The sequence below is a fragment of the Pedobacter cryophilus genome (genome assembly GCF_005116455.1).
GTDB lineage: Bacteria > Bacteroidota > Bacteroidia > Sphingobacteriales > Sphingobacteriaceae > Pseudopedobacter > Pseudopedobacter cryophilum.
Window position 1 is genome coordinate 753,650 of record NZ_SWBP01000002.1, and the last position, 19,320, is coordinate 772,969.

A 19,320-nucleotide genomic window follows, 5' to 3' on the forward strand; every position below is an offset into this window, starting at 1 on the left:
CCGTATTCTAAATTCCATTCAGTTTTAAAATAAAGTAAAACAGCTATCTTTAAAACGAAATCTGTTGTACAGTTTTATTCCAAATCATAAAAAATAACCTTAAAAATGATCAATAAAGAACGCCTTCACAACATCATATTTGAGAATGACACCAAAGCAGGAAGGCAATTTGATTTAATTTTGCTTTGGGCCATTTTATTTAGCATCTCACCTAGTTAAAGTGTTCCTTTTGTAGGATCACTTAAATCTTGCTACGAAAACCGAGGACTGTGTCCGAGAATTGAAGAAAATATTTACTTTTATTTATGGCAACACTCTATCGTTTTGGAGATTACACAAACGCATTCTGCACAAATTTGCAAACCGTTAGCGCCATTCTAAAACCGACTACATGAAAAGAAAAGGTTGCCTAATTCCTTTGGTAATTGGTATTTTATTGATTATACTACTTATCTACGGAATATTTACTTCGTTCGATCCAGTATACAGCAGTACGAAAATAAAACAGAAAATAGGTGGAGTATTAATCTGTAATACGATTTATAATGCTGACCATCATACATGGCAATATGACGTTAATTATAAGTACCAAGCATCCAACGACAGCGTATATGAAATCGGACAAGGGACCTATTATAGTAGAGAATGGAATCAAGATGAACAATTAATTAAGTATGGCAAGTGGATTATTCTAAAAACAGGAAACTGGGCTGGAAGTGACAAAATCATAGTTGGAAACCTGAAATCAAAAGAATGGACTGAATATAAATTCACTCCTGAAAACATTGAGAAAAGTAATATTTGGACTTCATCGCAAACCCATTCACTTTTAAATTATTGTTGTGCTGAATCCTACATAACAAAAATAAATAACGGAGAAATCATTGTTCAATATAAATTTAGGATAGACGAAAATAACACTGACCTAATGGGAACACGAAATATAAAATATCAAATCGACACTGCATCAGGAGATCCTAATATGACTGGAATAACAGTTGACAAATAGAAACGGCTGCTTACGCCGTGTTTAAATTATAACTGTCTGACGCGATTCTTTAAGTTTTCAGCTTTTTAACTCTAAACTCATTAAATCCTCCCACTGTTAAACATCCATCTCCTAAATTCCAATCAGTTTTAAAGCAAAGTAAAACCGCTATCTTTAAAACGAAATCTACTGTACAATTTATCACAGCTTCCAAAAAAAAAATATCTTAAAAATGATCAATAAAGAACGCCTTCACAACATCATATTTGAGAATGATACCAAAGCAGGAAGGCAATTTGATTTAATTTTGCTTTGGGCTATTTTATTTAGCATCACCATAGCAATTCTGGATAGTGTGCCAGATTTTCACGAAAAATTTCAAGCGGAGTTTTATTACATCGAATGGTTTTTTACCATTTTGTTTACCATAGAGTATATTTTAAGGGTTTATGTAAGTAGAAAGCCAACAGGTTTTATTTTTAGCTTTTGGGGCTTTGTAGATTTGTTTTCTATTTTACCCACTTATTTAAGCTTGTTGTTTTACGGTTACCAGTATTTATTAGTCGTTAGAATTTTTAGATTACTTAGGGTATTTAGAATACTAAGATTAGTGCGTTTTAACAAAGAAGCGGCCATGTTAACCAATGCTTTAAGGGCAAGTTCTTATAAAATCGGCATTTTTTTATCGGCCATTACCGCATTTGCAGTGCTTTTAGGTACGGTATTATATGTGGTAGAAGGTGGGGAACATGGCTTTACCAGCATTCCACAAAGCATATATTGGGCAATTATTACCATTACTACAGTGGGCTACGGAGATATTGTGCCTCATTCTACCTTAGGTAAATTTATTTCTTCTTTTGCCATGATTATTGGTTACGCCATTATTGCCGTACCCACCGGAATTGTAACCGTAGAAATGGCTAAATTAAACGATAACAAGTCTAAATGCCTCAATTGTGGCCATTCTACTTCAGATTATGCAAACTATTGCAGTAATTGCGGTGCCAAGATAAACCGTAGCAAAGAACCAGAACAACTAAGTTGAAAATTACCAGAAACAGGTCTACACTTTATTTTCGTCAGGTTTATTAGGCCTCAAAAGCAATAGCTTTATAAGGTTTTCTATAGGTGATGGATAATTTATATTTAAACATTTTAGGCTTTTTGGCTTGTGCCTTAGTCATTATTTATAGTGGTGCAAAACTGTCTTTTTATGGAGATAAAATTGCCAATCTCACCGGCATGGGAAAGGCTTGGATAGGTCTTATTTTAATGTCATCAGTAACTTCTTTACCCGAATTAATAACAGGCATTAGTTCTGTAGCCATTGTTAAAGCTCCTAATTTAGCTGCTGGAGATGTTTTTGGGAGTTGTGTTTTTAATTTATTGATACTTTCTTTTTTGGATGCCCGAATAAAGCAACCTATTCTTTCGATGGTAAAATCAAGCCACATGGTAGCGGCAATTTTCGGAATTATTTCACTTACCGTAGCAGGATTAGCTATTTATTTGGCTGATGAAGCGCCCACCATATTATGGATTAGTAGTTTTTCTTTTGTTTTATTTGCGGTTTACCTGATTGCTGTTTGGAGTATTTTTAAATACGAACATAGCGCTTTAACCGAAGCGTGGCCAGTAGAAATTCCTCAAACTGCTGCTAATGCGGCAGATCTAAAAAAAACCATTGGCGAATTTTTACTTCATGCCTTAATTGTAGTTTGTGCAGCTATATTTCTACCTTATTTTGGTCAGCAAATAGCTTTATATACAGGCTTGGGAAATTCTTTTTTCGGCACTTTATTTTTAGCGGCAGCTACTTCTTTGCCAGAGTTGGTGGTTTCTTTAGCAGCTTTAAAAATAGGTTCTTTAGATATGGCAGTGGGTAATTTATTAGGCAGTAATGTGTTTAATATGTTTGTTTTAGGTTTAGATGATGTTTTTTACAAAGAGGGCTCTTTATTTAAAGAAATATCGCCCTCGCATTTACTGTCTGTATTTGTAACCATTATTATGACAGCTATTATAGGTTTAGGACTACTTTTTAAACCTCAAAAAAAGCAATTATGGCTTTTAAGTCTCGATACTTTTTTAATTATAGTGCTTTATGTAATGCTCATGATTTACTTGTTCTTAAATACTTAAAAGGATGATGAAGATCATCATTTTTATAGGAGAATTAGATTAACTTTCGTTTAACTAAATTGTAAAAACATGCAAGCCAGATCAGAAACGCACAAAAGATTGTACCAAAGTATAGGGAAATTATGTTATGCAATTGCCGCAATTGATAGGAGCGTAAAAGAGCAAGAAATAGATGCCCTGAAGCAAATTGTGCGGAAAGAATGGCTCTCTGTAGATGATTTTGAAGATGAATTTGGTACAGATGCGGCCTACCAAATGGAGGTTGTTTTTGATTGGTTATTAGAGCATTCTCCTAGCGCTACTAATTGTTTCAAAGATTTTGAAGACTTTAAAATGGAACACCAACAATTATTTAAACCAAAATTAAGTCAACTGATTATGAAAACTGCCGAATCAATTGCCGCCGCTTTTGCCAATAAAAACAAATCAGAATTGGTTTTATTAAGTGAACTACAGCTTTTGTTAGATAAAAAGCATCCTAATTAGGAACCCTTATTGAGTTGGTGTTTTTTAAAAGCTTTGTCCAAATGTAAGTAAGTTGTTATCTGGATCAAGTAATGAAAACTCTTTTTGTTCCCAAGGTTTTAATTCTAAATGCCCATTTGGGTGGATGTTAGTTTTTTTATTTAACAATTGCTGATAAAAGGTGTCAATATCATTTGTTCTGATATATACTTGTCCGTAGTTTTCTTTTGGATTAAGTGTTTTGAACTCAAAAAAATGGATTTCGATATTGTCCTTTTGCAGCATGAGGTAGCCGTCAAAATCAGCACTGCCAAACTCTTTAAAATCTAATATATTAACATAGAAATCTTTGGTTGCAGCTTTATCTCGCATTGGTAACTTGGGATGAATATTTGTTAGCATAGTTTAAATATTTAGTTCTGTTTTAGTTCCTTATATCAAATTATTTTTCTGATGTAAAAGTCCAGCCATATTTTTCCATAAAGCTGTCTATCTCTTCAGAGAATGTATTTACAGAATGGTGTGTTTCCTGATTATGGATATATTTCCTAACTGCTTCAAGATGACTTTCGCTTACGCCTACAGCCCAATAGTCATCCTGCCAAACAAATTTCTCACTTGTTAACTTATTCTGATTGATCCAAAAAGACGATTCTCCTTTTATTAGTTGGGCAACTTTGCTTATTGTTTGCTCTTTCCCTAGTGAAATTAAGCAATGAGCATGATCTTGATATCCATTAATACAATCAAGCCAAATACCTTTTTCCTCCGCATTTTTCTTGATGTGCTGGAAAATAGTTTTTCTTATTGCTGATGAATTTAAAAAGGGTTCTCTGTTTTTTGTAGAGAATACTAAGTGTAAATAAACTCTTACCCAACTCATATTTTTTGTTTTATGTGGCTAAAGCCAATTGATTTTTTATCTTATTGCAGTTGCTTAAAAGCAACTGCAATAAATACTTAGATAATTCAATATGATTTTTTTCTATGATAAGTACTTAAAAGCAACTGCAATAAATGCATGTCTAATTTATCATCATTTTTTTCTCCATAATCAGTTGCTTAAATCAACAGCAATAAGTGCTTTGTCTATTAATTATCCATTGCAGTTTGGCTTTAGCCAACTGAAAGCTAAAGCATTTCTATATTGCTTTAGCATCATTTGTTTTTTATGTGGCTAAAGCCAATTGATTTTTATTTCTTAATCAGTTGCTTAAAAGCAACAGCAATAAATGCTTGTCTAATTTATCATCATTTTTTTCTCCATAATCAGTTGCTCAAAGCAATAGCAATAAGTGCTTTGTCTATTAATTATCTGTTGCAGTTTGGCTTTAGCCAACTGAAAGCTAAAGCATTTCTATATTGCTTTAGCATCATTTGTTTTTTATGTGGCTAAAGCCAATTGATTTTTATTTCTTAATCAGTTGCTTAAAAGCAACAGCAATAAATGCTTGTCTAATTTATCATCATTTTTTTTCTCAATAATCAGCTGCTCAAAGCAATAGCAATAAGTGCTTTATATATTAATTATCTATTGCAGTTTGGCTTTAGCTAACTGATAAAGAAAAGTATTTCTATTTTGCTTTAGCATCATTTGTTTTTTATGTGGCTAAAGCCAATTGATTTTTATTTCTTAATCAGTTGCTTAAAAGCAACAGCAATAAATGCTTGTCTAATTTATCATCATTTTTTTCTCCATAATCAGCTGCTCACAGCAACAGCAATAAGTGCTTTGTATATTAATTATTTATTGCAGTTTGGCTTTAGCCAACTGAAAGATAAAGCATTTCTATATTGCTTTAGCATCATTTGTTTTTTATATAGATAAAGCCAATTGCTTTTTATTACTCAATCAGAAAAAAAAGGAAAGCCTTAAAAAAGAAGAATTATTTTTTTGGAACTTCAGGGTCTTCTATAGTGCCATCATCATCTAATAAAATTCTTACTGATGGGGTGTATAAATCATCATTTTGCCCATTATGATGTGACCAAAAAAAGGCCAATAAAAATATTAAGGCTAGCACTACGCTGCATCCAATTAAAAAGAATATGGTACTCATGATATTAATTGATGTTTTTTAGCAGCTAAATGGGTAGCTATGCTGGTGAATGAAATAATAGTTACGGTACTTAATGGCATAATAATGGCCGCAATAAGGGGAGAAAGTTGCCCCGTCATGGCGATGCTGATACCCACTAAGTTATAGCTTAAGGAGATGAAAAAAGAATAGTGGATGACTTTTACTGCCGATTTTGAAAAGCGTAAAAATTTTGGCAACAAATGTAAAGATGCTCCATCTAAAATGGCATCGCTACCGGGGGTAAAGTTGTTAATATGATCTGTTACGGCAATGCCGGCATCGCTTTGTTTTAATGCTCCGGCATCGTTTAAACCATCGCCAATCATCATAATTCTGGTGTTGTTTTGCTGTTTTTTATAAATAAAGTCGAGCTTGTTTTGTGGCGACTGCTTAAATAGTAAATTCTCTTTTTTGAAAACTTTGCTTAAAGCTTCCGCATCTTGATCGGTATCGCCTGATAGTAAATAGGTTTGATAATTTTGATCAATATCTGTCAGGATTTTATCCAAATCGGGTCTAAATTTTTGACGAATGGCAAAATAACCTACGTAGCGTTCTCCTATTTTAACATGCACTTCTGGAAATTGCGCATTTGTTTTAGTTTGCCCAGTAACAAAGAAACAACTGCCAATGCCTACCAATTCTTTACCCACAAGTGCGGTCATTCCTGCTCCCGGAATTTCACAATATTCTTCTATTTTAATTGCTTTTTGCGAACCAAGAAAGCTGCTTATTTTTTGACTTAATGGATGGGTGGAGTTTTTACAAATGTTAAATATGATTTCTTTATCACCATTGTTTAAATCATTAGAAAATGTAACGCCATTTTCTCCGGCAATGGTTACGGTGCCAGTTTTATCAAATACAATGCTGTTTATAGCGGCTAATTGTTCTACCACATCGGTATTTTTAAGGTAGAATTTATTTTTATCAAATACACTTAAAGCAGCTGCCATTGTAAAAGGTGTACTTAAAGCCAATGCACAAGGGCAAGCCACAATAAGAATGGCTGTAAACGCATTTAAACCTAGTTGCCAGTTTTGTGGTAGCCAGTATAATAAAGTACCTACAGATATAATGATAAGGGCTATGCTAAATATTTTACTCACCCTGCTTGAAAAGGTTTTGATTTTATCTTGTTTGGGTTTTACAAAAGCTTCGTTATTCCACAAGCCAGTTAAATAACTTTGCGAAACAGGTTTAATTACCTCTAATTCTATAGCGCTACCCGTTTGCTTGCCTCCGGCGTAAATAATTTCTCCAACAACTTTGCGTACAGGTTCAGATTCGCCGGTAACAAAACTAAAATCTATAGCCGCATCTCCTTTTAATAAAATGGCATCAGCCGGAATAATTTCTTGGTTTTTTACCAAAATTCTGTCGCCTTGTTTTAGTTTTTCTAAGGGGACAGAAATTTCTTTAAGCTCATCGGTAATTACTTGAACAGCAACTGGAAAAAAAGATCGGTAATCTCTTTCAAAAGAAAGATGGTAATAGGTTTTTTTCTGGATAAACTTTCCTATCAAAAGGAAAAAGATTAATCCTGTTAAGCTATCGGCAAAACCTTCTCCTAAATCAAAAACATAAGCAGAAAGGGTTCTTAAAAACATTACTAAAATACCCAAGGCTAAAGGGAAATCAATGTTTAAAACGCCATTTTTAAGGTTGTGGTAAGCTTGTTTAAAATAGTCTATTCCGGAGTATAATACAACCGGAATGCAAAATAAAATGCTTAATAAACTAAAGAATGTTCCAAAATGCTTGTCGGCTGCTGATAATCCAAAGTAAGCCGGGAAACTGAGTAACATCACATTTCCGAAGCAAAAACCTGCAACAGCAATTTTAGGGAGTAAGTTGTCTTTTGCCTGATGATTTTGTTTCACCACATCTTGCAAGCTAATAAGTGGTTCATAACCTATACTTTGTAATAAAGTAGCCACTTCACTTAAGCTAATTTGCTGTTGGTTAAACTGAATATCGACCTGTTTTTTTAAAAAGTCGACTCTGTTTTCTATAATACCAGGGTTAATGGTGTTGAGCCTTTCTAAAAGCCAAATGCAAGAGCTGCAATGAATGGCTGGTATGTAGAAAGAAACAATGGTTTTACGGTTGTCTTTATAGCTAATAAGCTGAGCTTCAATCTCTGGCTCATCTAAATAGGAAAACTTTTTATCGGCAATTTTTCTGGTGTCGCCAGGGTGTGGGTTAAGTTTGTAATAGTTGCCTAATTTGCTGTTTATCAGAATGCTGTAAACCTGATAACACCCATTACAACAGAAGCTCTTATCATCTTGCTTAATTTCTTCTGTAATACAAATATCTCCACAATGGAAACAATGGGTTTTGGTAAGCGTAGCCATATTTCAAATGTGGTAAAATAATGGGCAGAAATAAATGATTTGCAAACTTTGTAAAAGTGACTTAGATCATAAAAATAGGTTTAAATGACGAGATTTATACTCTAAAATAGTTTTTTTTTATTGCTACCGAGTGGATTTTTTTTAAGTTTTTTAATCAGCTTTAATGCTTCTAAAAACCAAAAACCAAGGCTAGAAATGGTAAAAGTGAAGAGTAATTCTTTAATGCTTAAAGGGCTAATATGAAATATGTTGTTTAAAAAAGGAATGTAAATAATTGCGAGCTGTAAAATAATTGTAAAAACAACTGCACCCAGCAAATATTTGTTGGTAAAAATTCCAATTTTAAACAAGCTTTCATGCTCACTTCTAATGCCCATTACATTCCATAACTGTCCAAAGCATAATAGGGTGAAAATTATAGTTTGCCAATGCTTTACTTCTTCCCTAATTAAAAAATACTGACTGCCTACTATAATAATGGCTAAAAAGCCACCCAGCATAAATATATTTTTCCCTAAGTTACCTGAGAAAACACCTTCTTTAGGGTTTCTTGGAGGTCTTTTCATAAGGTTTTTCTCTGCTGGTTCTGCAGTAAGTGCTAAAGCTGGCAAGCCATCAGAAACTAAATTTATCCATAAAATTTGAATAGGAATTAAGGGCAGCGGCAAGCCAATTAAGGGTGCTATCAGAATACACAACAATTCAGTTGCATTACCAGATAGGATATAGAAAATGAATTTTCTGATGTTATCATAAATTCTTCTTCCTTGTTTTATGGCTTTTACAATGGTGGTAAAATTATCATCCAATAAAATCATTTGAGCAGCTTCTTTGGTGACATCTGTACCGGTAATGCCCATGGCAATGCCAATGTTAGACATTTTTACCGATGGAGCATCATTTACTCCATCGCCAGACATGGCTATAAAATGCCCCTTCTTTTGTAGCGCTTTTACAATTCTAAGTTTTTGACCGGGCGATACACTCGCATAAACCCTTATTTTTTCTATTTTATTTTCTAGTTCTTTTTGCGGCATAGCTTCTAGTTCATTACCTGATACAAAAAGCTCTTTTTTTTGGTCTAGAATACCTAACTCTCCAGCAATATATGCGGCCGTTGCCGGATGATCTCCCGTAAGCATAACGGTAACAATTCCCGCCGTTTTACATTCTTCAATAGCTTGTTTTGCTTCTTTTCTGATGGGATCTATTAAGCCGGCTAAACCTAAAAATTGCATTCCTTTTTCAATGGTAGCAGGGCTTATTTCATTGGGTAATTTTGATAGTTTGTTAAATGCGTATGCAATGACCCTTAGCCCTTTTTCGGTCATTTTTTTTATCTGTAATTCTAATTCTTTATTCCCAATAATATCAGGGCAAATGGCTGTAACGCTAGCCACAGATCCCTTTGTAACCACCAAATGGAGTTGATCATCATGGTGAATGGTGGTCATCAATTTCCTTTCAGAATTAAAAGGAATTTCATCTGTTCTTTTGTGTTTTTTTGACCATTCAGGATCAAAATTGTCATGTTCTCTCACGTATAGAAGGAGGGCAACTTCTGTGGGATCTCCAAATAAATCATTCTCTTTTTCTTCTACATCATGATTTAGATACATAGCTTTTAAAAATGAATGTTGATGTTTCCCTTCTTCTGGAACCCAAATTTCGGCCACTTTCATTTTGTTTTGGGTTAAAGTCCCTGTTTTATCTGTACAGATATAGGAAACAGACCCTAAAGTTTCTACCGCAAATAATCTCCTAATGAGTGCGTTATCTTTAACCAGGTTTTTTGCGCCCAAAGAAAGTGAAATGGTAATTACACTTGGTAGCGCTTCTGGTATGGCTGCAACAGCCACAGAAAGAGAAAGCAGCAACATTTCCATTGCTGTTTTACCTTGCAAAAAGCCAGTAATAAATAAGATTAAGCAAATAAATACAATAATAAAGGTGAGTTTTTGGCTAAAATCTATCATCTTTAATTGTAAAGGAGTTAACGGCTCTTTTTCTTGCAGCATTCCGGCTATTTTACCCAATTCTGTTGCCATTCCGGTAGCGGTAACTACACCTTTTCCTCGCCCATAGCTTACCAATGTGCCGCCAAAAGCCATGTTATTGTAATCTAATAATGAAAAATTATTACCTTTTAATGCTGTATTTATTTTTTCTGAGGGGAATGACTCGCCTGTTAAACTCGCCTCGTCAATGCTAAGAGAATGACTTTCAATCAAACGCATATCAGCCGGAATTTTTGTTCCTGCTTCTAATAAAACAAGATCACCGGGTACTAATTTAGATGAATTTACTTTATGGGTTAATCCATTTCTAAAAACCAAACTAGTAGGATTAGCTAGTTTTTTTAACTTTTCCATCGCCTTTTCGGCTCTATATTCCTGCACAAATCCAGTAATAGCATTTAAAACAACAATAATCAATATCACTATTGCATTGGTGTACTCTTTTAGGATGAAGGAAATGGCTACCCCAAACAGCAAAACCAGCATCATCACATTAATAAACTGTTTAAAAAATATTTTTAAGGCGTTATTTTTATGGGTAGCTATTAAATCATTTGTGCCATATTTCAAAAGTCTTTTGGCAGACTCTTGTTCATTTAATCCCTTTTCAGAGGATTTTAGGTTTTCCAAAACCGCTTTTACAGATAATAGATGCCAGTTCATAAATTATTGTATCAGCAAAATGATTTTATGTTTTTCTTCTTCATAAATATTAAAGCACATGATTATCCAAGAAAATAAATGATTTTAAAATTTTTATTTGGGCATTTTAACACGCTTTCCACTAAATCTTTATCCCAAAAAGGGAATAAAGGATACCGCTTCAATCGTTAATGCACTTATATAATCAGCTAACTTTAATCATTTAAATATTTGCCACAGCTTAAAATAATACGCTTAAAGTTCATTTTAAAACAGCAATGTTCTTTTGATAATTGTCAAAGGTGAAGATGATGTCTATCAATCTCCATTAATCATTAAAAATTCATGCTTAATATTAAAAAGCACTAATGGTTTTAGGGCCTAAATCTTTTAAATTATAATTGGAAGGGTAGTGCGAAAAATAATAATTGGTTCAATCAATCTATCATTAGATCATGCTTTCCCGTTTCTATCCAATAAAAAATATAAGGCCTTCCATTCAGGAATATTCTTTGCTATTATTTTTAAAATGGCCACAAAGGGAATAAACAAAATCATACCAGCAACACCCCAAATAATGCCTCCTGCAATAATTGCCACCAAAGTTGCCCAAGTACTCACATTTAACTGTTTACCCACTACTTTTGGAAAAATAATATTAGCTTCAAGGTATTGAACAAAAGTAAAAACACCAATTACACCCAACGGATACCAAATAGAATCTTTAGTAATAAAGGCAATAGATATTGGCAGCAAAGCACTAATTACGATGCCTATATATGGAATAATGGTCATAATGGCTGTAAGCATGCCAAACAGAACAGCATGTTTAATCCCTAAAGCCAGCAACCCCACACTATTTAAAACGCCAACAATAATATAAATCATCATCATACCTTTTACGTAATTAGAAAACGTGTAAATGGTTTCTTGTAAAATAGTTTGGAGCTTTATTTTATGCTGTAAGCCAAATATCATTTCAACAAAGTGAACAAAAACAGATCGGTGAAAAAGAAACAATGCAATATATGCAGGGATGAGGAAAAGCATGAAAATGACCCCCGCTGTCGCATTAAATACATTACTAAGAATGCCACTCACCTTATCACCACTGTTGTAAGCCATGTTATGAAGCCATTCATCTTGCATTTTTATAGTGATAGAAAAATTTTGCTGTAAAAAGGCTCTCCATTCAATCAATACAGGTTTAAATTTTTCTACAATAAAGGGAATATCTTCTTTAAACAATTGAAATTGCCAAAACAACATGCCTACAAGTAACAAGAGCAAAAGAAAAACAACGATTAAGCAAGTGGTAATAGCTAAATATTTAGAGAATCCTTTTTTTTCTAACCATAAACAAAGTGGGTACATTACAAAAGCAATCAACAAACTAAATAACATGGGTTCAAATAATAACCTTCCAAAGTACAATAAAATTGTACTTAAAGAAATGATTAGCAGCCACTTTAGAAAACTGTCCACATAAGAATCCAACATTCTGTTTTGCTTTTGTGATAGAAAAATGTTTGAGATTTAAATTTCTTCAACCAGAATTATTTATTGGAGGGCAAGAAACATTGATCCAATACAAATATGTTCAATTCTTTTTCCTAATAGGTTGATTAAAATCATGTAATACAATGATTTTATGTTTTTTAGGATGAGGATAACAGTATAGAAAACCTTGGATTTGATGCTTGGAATTATTTTGTAGAATCTCTTTTTATTAGTGTAGAACTTATAGTGATGTCTTTCATTTGCTCTGTTTCTTTCTCCTCAATTTGATCAATTAATAAATTGGCGATAGTTTGACCAATTTCAAATGCAGGCTGAGAGATAGTTGATAAAGAAGGATTTAAATGTCTTGCCACCTTAAGGTTAGAGAAAGTGATAATTTTGATTTCATCAGGTATTTTAATATTCACTTTTTGGCAAACATCATAGCAAGCAATCGCTAAATTTTCTACAGTACAAAAAATAGCGTCAGGTTTTATATTTTGTATAATATCTTCCAACTCATTTAAATTAAGCTCTTCCGATGGATTAAAAGTTCTTACTAATGAGTCATTAAAATCAATATTATATTTTTTTAATGCAGCTTGATAGCCTTTTAGTCTATTTTGCATGGTAGAAAGATTTTCTCCAGCTTTTAAAAATAATATTTTTTTACAACCTCGTTTAATCAAATGTTCGGTAGCCTCAAGTGAACTTTCAAAATCGTTACTAGCAACTTTTACCACATTCATGTCTTCAATCACGCGGTCAAACATCACTAGATTTATTTTTCTTTCAATTAACGTTTTTAGGTGATCAGTTTGTTGAGTTTCTGCCGAAACAGAAATTAAAACGCCATCCACTCTTCCGCCAATTAGGTGGTTTGTAATTCTAACTTCCTTAGCGAAATTTTCATGAGATTCATAAATTAGAACATAATAGTCTTTCTCTTGGCAAATAGACTCAACCCCTTTAATTACTAAAGAAAAAAAGTTATTTGAAATCTCAGGAATAATTAATGCTATGGTTTTACTTTTATGCTTTCTTAAAAATGAAGCAAACGGATTAGGTTGATAGTTTAATTCTTTAGCAAGTTTTTGAACTCTTTTTTTTGTTTCTATATTAATTTCATAACTATCCGTCAGAGCCCTAGATACTGTAGATACAGAAAGGCCTAATTGATGAGCTAATTGTTTTAGTGTAATATTATTCATTGATTAAATGAAAACGTAGGGCATTCAATAAAATTAAATAATTAATGCAATTTTATTCAATTAAAAATAAACTATAAGTCTTTTTTTAAATTTTTTAAGAAAATAAAATAATCTAAATAGGTAAGTTGTTGTAAAACAAATGGTTTTGATACTAATTAATCATTTGTTTTTTTGGCATCAAAAATAGTTTAACTTTTTATTCAAAAAAGTTTGCATCCCTAAAGAAAAAAGCTACTTTTGCATTCCCAATAACAAAACTCGGGATGTAGCGTAGCCCGGTATCGCGCCTGCTTTGGGAGCAGGAGGCCGCAGGTTCGAATCCTGCCATCCCGACTGAGACACAGTCTAAATGAGTTCAAAACCCTCTAAATATCATAATTTAGGGGGTTTTCTGTTTTTTAACAGTCTATAATAATCCTTTTCAATCCATCTGTCGTGAGAACTAAAAGGTGACCTAAATTAATTTCTATATTAGGTCACTGGAAAGCGTTCAAGTATTTGATATACAATTATTTATATCATTATATGAGAACTCATTTAGATTCAAATGAACTGCTTTTTGGTTTTTAAATAAATCCTGTTTTGAGAAATAATTCAAATCAGTTTATAAATCATTTAAAAACAAAAATCATGAGAACATCAAACAGTTTCGGGATTCACTTTATCCTGAGGATGAACAAACAGAAAAATGGAAGTGCTCCCGTTTATGCCAGAATATCGGTCAACGGAGAAAGAATTGAAATGTCTTTAAGAAAATCAGTAAAGATTACAGATTGGAATTTGGTGAAAGGACTCGCAAAGCCAAAGACCATAGATCTGAAAACATTAAATAACAACCTAGAACAGACCAGAGGGATGCTTTCGGGGATTTATCAAGAACTTTGCTTGACCAGCGAACTGATTACGCCTAATTTGATTAAAAATAAATTTCTTGGGGTTGTAGAACATAGGCATACTTTGAATAGTCTGATGGACTATCATAATCTCCAAATGATTGAAGTTTTGGCTCCTGGCACAATGAAGAACTATTATACCACTCAAAAGTATTTAAGAGAGTTTGTCGCCAAGCAGTTCAAAAAAGAGGACTTATATCTTACAGAATTGAATTATGAGTTCATTACCCTTTTTGAATACTTTTTAAGAAAACATCAGCCCGTAGATCATCAGAAAGGAATGACCAATAATGGAGTGATGAAACACTTGGAGAGACTTCGTAAAGTGATAAGATTGGGTGTAAAAATGGAATGGTTAGACAAAGATCCGTTTGCCATGTTCAAGTTGAAGATGAATAAAGTTGAAAGGGGATTTCTAACAAAAGAAGAATTGTTCGCAATTGAAGATAAACAAATCAAAATCCCACGGGTTCAATTTGCCAGGGATGTCTTTGTGTTTAGTTGCTATACTGGTATGGCATATATCGACGTGATGCAACTGAATCCACAGAACATCATTAAAGGTATTGATGGAAACCAATGGATAAAAACGTTTAGGGAGAAAACAGATACAGCAGTAAATGTTCCCCTTTTGCCCAAAGCATTGTCCATCGTAGAAATCTATAAAAATCATCCGCGTTCCATTGCTCATGGAACTATTTTCCCTGTAATCTCAAATCAAAAATTGAATAGCTATTTAAAAGAAATTGGAGATATATGTGGCATCCAAAAGAACTTGACCTTTCATTTAGCTCGCCACACTTTTGCCACCTCTGTTACACTTTCCAATGGAGTGCCTATTGAAACCGTAAGCAAAATGCTCGGACATACTTCCATAAGAACAACGCAGATTTACGCAAAGGTGGTGGAACATAAAGTGAGCTTTGATATGGACGTATTAAAGAACAAACTCGAAGTTGAGAAACAAGAAAACTTAAGGAGGGCACTATAATGAAAGAGTTAAAAACAGATAAATTATTCAATGCGGTAAAGAATCTCATTGAAGAATCAAGAAGATCCATTGCGAGGCAAGTAAATACCGCAATGGTATTTACCTATTATCATATTGGTAAAATGATTGTTGAGGATGAACAGGGTGGTGAAGAACGAGCGACTTATGCTAAGCAAACCCTGAAATTATTGAGTTCTAGCTTAACAAACGAATTTGGAAGAGGCTTCTCAGTAGATAATCTGGAATCGATGAGGCTATTTTATATTGAATACGGAAATTCCGAGACGGTGTCTCGGATTTCTGAGTTTCCATTTAGTTTGAGTTGGTCCCACTATGTACAACTTTTGAAAATTAAGGATAAGCAAGAAAGAAATTTCTATGAAACTGAAAGCTTCCAAAATAATTGGTCGGTAAGAGAACTTAAAAGACAATATGACTCTTCTTTGTTTGAAAGATTAGCATTAAGTAAAGATCATAACGAAATCATCGCAAATTCACAGAAAGGTAGAATTTTAGAAAATCCCATAGACACTTTGAAATCTCCTTTCGTATTGGAATTCTTAAGTTTAAAAGAAGACCACCATTATTCTGAAAGTGATCTAGAAAGGGCAATCATCGATAAACTTGAACAGTTTATGCTGGAATTGGGAAAAGGATTTTTGTTTGAGAGCAGACAGAAAAGAATCACTTTGGATGGTGATCATTTTTATATTGACCTTTCCTTTTACAACCGTTTATTAAAATGTTTCGTCCTGATAGATTTAAAAATCGGAAAATTGACTCATCAAGACATTGGTCAGATGCAGATGTACGTAAATTATCACGATCGAAAAATTAAATCCTCTGATGAAAACCCAACCATTGGAATAATTCTTTGCAAACAAGAAAGCAAAACTGTGGTTGAATTTACGCTACCGGAAAGTAATGAACAGATTTTTGCAAGGGAATATAAGTTGTATTTACCGAGTAAGGAGGAATTAAAGGGAGTTCTATAAATGTTAAATTATCTTAATATTTACAAGACGTCCTGAGCGCTTACTTCTCTAACCACTCGGTTAGAATAGATTTGTTTAATCAATGTTTGATTTCTTTTCCTAACCAAACACCATATTTTTTCCATTCCTGATAATGTACGCACCATTCTGGAATCCAAGAAACCATATCTACAAGCGACACAGTTTTAAATAATGGCATATCAATTTTAGGGTGATATAAGCAAAGGCTAAGATCAGAATAAACGTGAATTGCAGAATTAAATTTTATTCCCGCATTTCTTAAGAATATTCTATCGAACCTGTATTCATAAAATGGCGAATAAGTGATGGATACATTATAACTTTTACCAAACATTTCTAATGTTCCATCCGCAATAAGTAGTTTATTTTTGACAACGACTTTAAGCCATGGGAAGTAAGATTCTACCAGGGCTTTCTGGACAAATAGAAATTCCTGGTAGTTCTTTCTGCATTCAGTGATAACGTTAGTGATCCCCATGATTATGATGTGGTTTGTTATCATAGCCATTATTCTTCTGAATCTGACCCGTCTTGCTCGTATGTACTATGCCAGTTAAAATTAGCGAATTGGCCTGAGTAATTTTTGATTCTGAGAATTTCGACAAAACTGTAATCTGATCTTGAAGAGATTTTTTGTAAATACCTTCGTCAAAAAGCTCTACATAGGCTTTTCCACTCTGTTCGAAACTAGATTTCAATTGTATCCATTTACCATGAAAATCCTCTATGAATCTATAAAAATGATCATAATGTGCATCCGTCCAGCTATCTGTAAAGTACTCGCTTGTTAAAGCAGGATTTTGTATTGTAAACTTTCTCCCTTTTCCTATGGCTTCAGTATATAGCGACCGTATTCTATTTATTGCATTGTCAATCGTCTCATAAATTGAATTTTCACCTTGATAATTAAGCCCCATCAATGTTGTGATAACAATGCTTGAAGTGCAATAGGTATCGTCTTTAGCAAAAAAGATGTCTCTATATCTTTTTACTAGCTGAACGGCTCTTTGAAGTGGTTTTTTTAAATAATAGCTATCATTAGGAAGCTCTTGTACTTCAGCTTTAAGTTCCACAAAAAGATTTTTATAGTAACTTTCAAGAACTGGTTGACTATTAGTTGCATTAGCTCTCATAAGAAACCAATCTGCAAAACCTTTTGGATCACTTGTAGCCCAATCTTCCAATAATCTGTCTGGAATTTTAAGAGTGGTTTCACCATATACAATTATGCAACCAGGTAGGATATCCATATGAAAATCATCTGCATATTTAATTCTAATACAACGATTCTTTTTTTCAATTTTATCACGATATCTGCCGTCATTTTCCAGTTTTTTCAAAAGTGCTTGGTAGATTTCTGCTGGAGTGAATTTTGAATATAATTCGTTTATTTGTAGAACAATATCTAAATCAAACTCAGACCCTAAATAAGGTTTTACCGTTGTGCCTGTAAGTACAGAACCTTGAGGATATACATCAATATCCATATCTCGGAAAAATCCTTGATCTAAATCTATCAATTCCGAGATAGCCTTATAGGCTTGTTCCATTCTAGACTTTCTGGTATCATCAAGTTGAAGGTTTTCTGCAATTCTAGCGAGAAGCTCTTCGCGCTGAAGTTCATAGTTAAGAAAAATGTCTTGCATGCTGTTAAAATTTTTGATTAATAATAAGTTTTGTATGATGTCCTATTTTAGCTAATTGGTGATTGTCTTCACAATATCTGAGCTGTTCAATTTGATCGCACTCAACAATTGCATAGCCATTCGCAAGATTATTAGGGATTTTGTTTAAATCCTTAAGTGCCAGTGCTTGCTCTTGAGATGGTAGAAATTCAAAAATGTCATAAATCAATATTTCATAGCAGTTATGATATTCGCTCCAAACCAAATTCTTAGAAAATCGTTTAAGGTGTTTGTAGTTGATATTTTTGAAAATATGTTCATCTAAGATTTTAGTGTTGATTAATTCTTCATCAAATTCACGGTTAATACTTATTTCTCTTTCTTTCCCTTCTTCAAACCATTTTATGGCTTTCACGGCATGCTTTCCAGGAATTCTAAACCTTAAATCTTGATTGCTGATAGTATCTGTGCCTAGACCTTTTTTAAAAGTATCTGGTCGATAATCCCAAGAGTTAAAAAGTCTATCATCACCATGACGTTTGTATACACCCCCAACCGGTTGTAATTGTTTATCAATCCTTCTATTAAGGACTAATAAGTATTTATCCGTTTCCGGAATTTGAATTTTTATTAGATAGCTCAGTGAGAATCGGATTTCTTTATCTTTATACTTTCCGAATGTTGTTTTCAAATATAGTTGGACAAATCCTCGATTTTCCCATAATACTGATGTACCTTTTGTAAATGCTTGTTTTAAGATTAAAGCGAATATTGCCCCCATGTTTTTAAAAATTTCTTGCATAGTCTTTCCATTATGCCCTATTAAAACACATTAAATACTGTTTGATAAAAAATTATAGGAAGCTTTAGTAAAAGAGATATATTTGTTTTCCAGAACAATCTAAAGCGACTATATAATCTTTGTTATTATTGGTTGTCAGCCGGAACTTCGGTTCCGGCTATAGATTAAGTCTTTGTTTATCTTTCTTCATTTCATTTATAAATTCAAAATATTCTTTATTGTTAACAGTTACTTGGTTAAATTCATCAAGTGTTGATGTGCGGACTTGAAGTTTATTTGCAAAATCTCTTATTAATATTTCTTCCTCATCTACTATTAGAATAGCGTTATTTGTTTTGCACAGATAAAAAATCTCCAATAATGCGCTACCTGCAGCTGCAAACTCTTTTCGATTGCTTAAAACAAATTCATATCCTTCATCATCAAGTTCTTTGATTACAATTAATCCTTTATCCCCTAAATCATTAATCTTGTAAATGGTGTTGTTGTTATGATATTTCAATTTACCTTTTGCAACCAAAATTGGTACATTGAGGCTTGGCAGCACCTTCGTAAGTTGCAGCAATAATAAATCGGTCATATC

At 33.2% G+C, this 19,320-nt stretch carries 17 protein-coding genes and 1 tRNA gene; 7 read left to right on the forward strand and 11 right to left on the reverse strand.

The features are described 5' to 3' along the window. Window positions 1–391: 391 nt before the first annotated feature. The 4 genes from FA046_RS08455 to FA046_RS08470 all read left to right on the forward strand — a co-directional run bounded on the left by FA046_RS08455 (window position 392) and on the right by FA046_RS08470 (window position 3,619). Complete coding sequence (locus FA046_RS08455) at window positions 392–1,009, forward strand: hypothetical protein (RefSeq protein ID WP_136825942.1); 618 nt, start codon at window positions 392–394, stop codon at window positions 1,007–1,009. 211 nt (window positions 1,010–1,220) lie between these two features. Then, window positions 1,221–2,036 carry an ion transporter gene (locus tag FA046_RS08460; protein WP_136825943.1) on the forward strand — a complete coding sequence of 272 codons (816 nt, stop codon included), beginning with the start codon at window positions 1,221–1,223 and terminating at the stop codon, window positions 2,034–2,036. 86 nt (window positions 2,037–2,122) lie between these two features. After that, window positions 2,123–3,133: a sodium:calcium antiporter gene (locus FA046_RS08465; RefSeq protein ID WP_136825944.1), complete on the forward strand. Its 1,011-nt coding sequence runs from the start codon at window positions 2,123–2,125 to the stop codon at window positions 3,131–3,133. Window positions 3,134–3,202: 69 nt separating this feature from the next. After that, window positions 3,203–3,619 (forward strand): hypothetical protein, encoded by a 417-nt coding sequence (locus FA046_RS08470; RefSeq protein ID WP_136825945.1) that lies wholly within the window; start codon window positions 3,203–3,205, stop codon window positions 3,617–3,619. Window positions 3,620–3,643: 24 nt separating this feature from the next. On the opposite strand, the gene FA046_RS08475 is transcribed toward FA046_RS08470, so the two are convergent. The 7 genes from FA046_RS08475 to FA046_RS08505 all read right to left on the reverse strand — a co-directional run bounded on the left by FA046_RS08475 (window position 3,644) and on the right by FA046_RS08505 (window position 13,410). Next, a complete protein-coding gene (locus FA046_RS08475; RefSeq protein ID WP_136825946.1) occupies window positions 3,644–4,000 on the reverse strand; it encodes a bleomycin resistance protein in 357 nt (118 codons plus the stop codon). A gap of 40 nt (window positions 4,001–4,040) precedes the next feature. Continuing rightward, window positions 4,041–4,481: an IS200/IS605 family transposase gene (tnpA, locus tag FA046_RS08480; RefSeq protein WP_136825947.1), complete on the reverse strand. Its 441-nt coding sequence runs from the start codon at window positions 4,479–4,481 to the stop codon at window positions 4,041–4,043. 1,003 nt (window positions 4,482–5,484) lie between these two features. Continuing rightward, complete coding sequence (ccoS, locus tag FA046_RS08485; protein ID WP_136825948.1) at window positions 5,485–5,658, reverse strand: cbb3-type cytochrome oxidase assembly protein CcoS; 174 nt, start codon at window positions 5,656–5,658, stop codon at window positions 5,485–5,487. Continuing rightward, on the reverse strand, window positions 5,655–8,039 hold the full coding sequence (locus FA046_RS08490; protein WP_136825949.1) for a heavy metal translocating P-type ATPase: 2,385 nt from the start codon (window positions 8,037–8,039) through the stop codon (window positions 5,655–5,657). Before FA046_RS08490 ends, ccoS begins: the two co-directional genes overlap by 4 nt. Window positions 8,040–8,140: 101 nt before the next feature. Next, window positions 8,141–10,720: a cation-translocating P-type ATPase gene (locus FA046_RS08495; protein ID WP_136825950.1), complete on the reverse strand. Its 2,580-nt coding sequence runs from the start codon at window positions 10,718–10,720 to the stop codon at window positions 8,141–8,143. Between the two features lie 432 nt (window positions 10,721–11,152). Continuing rightward, window positions 11,153–12,199, reverse strand: coding sequence for an AI-2E family transporter (locus FA046_RS08500; protein WP_136825951.1), 1,047 nt, complete (start codon window positions 12,197–12,199; stop codon window positions 11,153–11,155). Window positions 12,200–12,405: 206 nt separating this feature from the next. Beyond that, entirely contained in the window at window positions 12,406–13,410 is a 1,005-nt protein-coding gene (locus tag FA046_RS08505) for a LacI family DNA-binding transcriptional regulator (protein WP_136825952.1), read from the reverse strand. Window positions 13,411–13,669: 259 nt separating this feature from the next. Here FA046_RS08505 and FA046_RS08510 point away from each other — a divergent pair. From FA046_RS08510 to FA046_RS08520, 3 genes are all read left to right on the forward strand, one after another. After that, window positions 13,670–13,743, forward strand: a tRNA-Pro gene (locus FA046_RS08510). Between the two features lie 297 nt (window positions 13,744–14,040). Next, entirely contained in the window at window positions 14,041–15,294 is a 1,254-nt protein-coding gene (locus tag FA046_RS08515; RefSeq protein WP_136825953.1) for a site-specific integrase, read from the forward strand. Continuing rightward, window positions 15,294–16,289, forward strand: a complete 996-nt coding sequence (locus FA046_RS08520; protein ID WP_136825954.1) for a PDDEXK nuclease domain-containing protein — start codon at window positions 15,294–15,296, stop codon at window positions 16,287–16,289. The genes FA046_RS08515 and FA046_RS08520 overlap by 1 nt, the downstream gene beginning before the upstream one ends. Before the next feature lie 79 nt (window positions 16,290–16,368). Here FA046_RS08520 and FA046_RS08525 read toward each other — a convergent pair whose 3' ends face one another. From FA046_RS08525 to FA046_RS08540, 4 genes are all read right to left on the reverse strand, one after another. Next, window positions 16,369–16,788 (reverse strand): hypothetical protein, encoded by a 420-nt coding sequence (locus tag FA046_RS08525; protein WP_169303333.1) that lies wholly within the window; start codon window positions 16,786–16,788, stop codon window positions 16,369–16,371. Continuing rightward, the gene (locus FA046_RS08530; protein WP_136825956.1) at window positions 16,775–17,956 is read right to left on the reverse strand and encodes a nucleotidyltransferase domain-containing protein; all 1,182 of its coding nucleotides are present in this window, start codon (window positions 17,954–17,956) and stop codon (window positions 16,775–16,777) included. Before FA046_RS08530 ends, FA046_RS08525 begins: the two co-directional genes overlap by 14 nt. 4 nt (window positions 17,957–17,960) lie before the next feature. Next, window positions 17,961–18,737: an SMODS-associated NUDIX domain-containing protein gene (locus tag FA046_RS08535; RefSeq protein ID WP_136825957.1), complete on the reverse strand. Its 777-nt coding sequence runs from the start codon at window positions 18,735–18,737 to the stop codon at window positions 17,961–17,963. Between the two features lie 157 nt (window positions 18,738–18,894). Continuing rightward, a complete protein-coding gene (locus tag FA046_RS08540) occupies window positions 18,895–19,317 on the reverse strand; it encodes a hypothetical protein (RefSeq protein WP_136825958.1) in 423 nt (140 codons plus the stop codon). Window positions 19,318–19,320: the final 3 nt, after the last annotated feature.

What these genes read in the sequence shown, in the direction of transcription:
- FA046_RS08455 (WP_136825942.1), top strand. Translation starts at nt 392, where the DNA reads ATGAAAAGAAAAGGTTGCCTAATTCCTTTGGTAATTGGTATTTTATTG.
- FA046_RS08460 (WP_136825943.1), top strand. Translation starts at nt 1,221, where the DNA reads ATGATCAATAAAGAACGCCTTCACAACATCATATTTGAGAATGATACC.
- FA046_RS08465 (WP_136825944.1), top strand. Translation starts at nt 2,123, where the DNA reads ATGGATAATTTATATTTAAACATTTTAGGCTTTTTGGCTTGTGCCTTA.
- FA046_RS08470 (WP_136825945.1), top strand. Translation starts at nt 3,203, where the DNA reads ATGCAAGCCAGATCAGAAACGCACAAAAGATTGTACCAAAGTATAGGG.
- FA046_RS08475 (WP_136825946.1), bottom strand. Translation starts at nt 4,000, where the DNA reads ATGCTAACAAATATTCATCCCAAGTTACCAATGCGAGATAAAGCTGCA.
- tnpA (WP_136825947.1), bottom strand. Translation starts at nt 4,481, where the DNA reads ATGAGTTGGGTAAGAGTTTATTTACACTTAGTATTCTCTACAAAAAAC.
- ccoS (WP_136825948.1), bottom strand. Translation starts at nt 5,658, where the DNA reads ATGAGTACCATATTCTTTTTAATTGGATGCAGCGTAGTGCTAGCCTTA.
- FA046_RS08490 (WP_136825949.1), bottom strand. Translation starts at nt 8,039, where the DNA reads ATGGCTACGCTTACCAAAACCCATTGTTTCCATTGTGGAGATATTTGT.
- FA046_RS08495 (WP_136825950.1), bottom strand. Translation starts at nt 10,720, where the DNA reads ATGAACTGGCATCTATTATCTGTAAAAGCGGTTTTGGAAAACCTAAAA.
- FA046_RS08500 (WP_136825951.1), bottom strand. Translation starts at nt 12,199, where the DNA reads ATGTTGGATTCTTATGTGGACAGTTTTCTAAAGTGGCTGCTAATCATT.
- FA046_RS08505 (WP_136825952.1), bottom strand. Translation starts at nt 13,410, where the DNA reads ATGAATAATATTACACTAAAACAATTAGCTCATCAATTAGGCCTTTCT.
- FA046_RS08515 (WP_136825953.1), top strand. Translation starts at nt 14,041, where the DNA reads ATGAGAACATCAAACAGTTTCGGGATTCACTTTATCCTGAGGATGAAC.
- FA046_RS08520 (WP_136825954.1), top strand. Translation starts at nt 15,294, where the DNA reads ATGAAAGAGTTAAAAACAGATAAATTATTCAATGCGGTAAAGAATCTC.
- FA046_RS08525 (WP_169303333.1), bottom strand. Translation starts at nt 16,788, where the DNA reads ATGGGGATCACTAACGTTATCACTGAATGCAGAAAGAACTACCAGGAA.
- FA046_RS08530 (WP_136825956.1), bottom strand. Translation starts at nt 17,956, where the DNA reads ATGCAAGACATTTTTCTTAACTATGAACTTCAGCGCGAAGAGCTTCTC.
- FA046_RS08535 (WP_136825957.1), bottom strand. Translation starts at nt 18,737, where the DNA reads ATGCAAGAAATTTTTAAAAACATGGGGGCAATATTCGCTTTAATCTTA.
- FA046_RS08540 (WP_136825958.1), bottom strand. Translation starts at nt 19,317, where the DNA reads ATGACCGATTTATTATTGCTGCAACTTACGAAGGTGCTGCCAAGCCTC.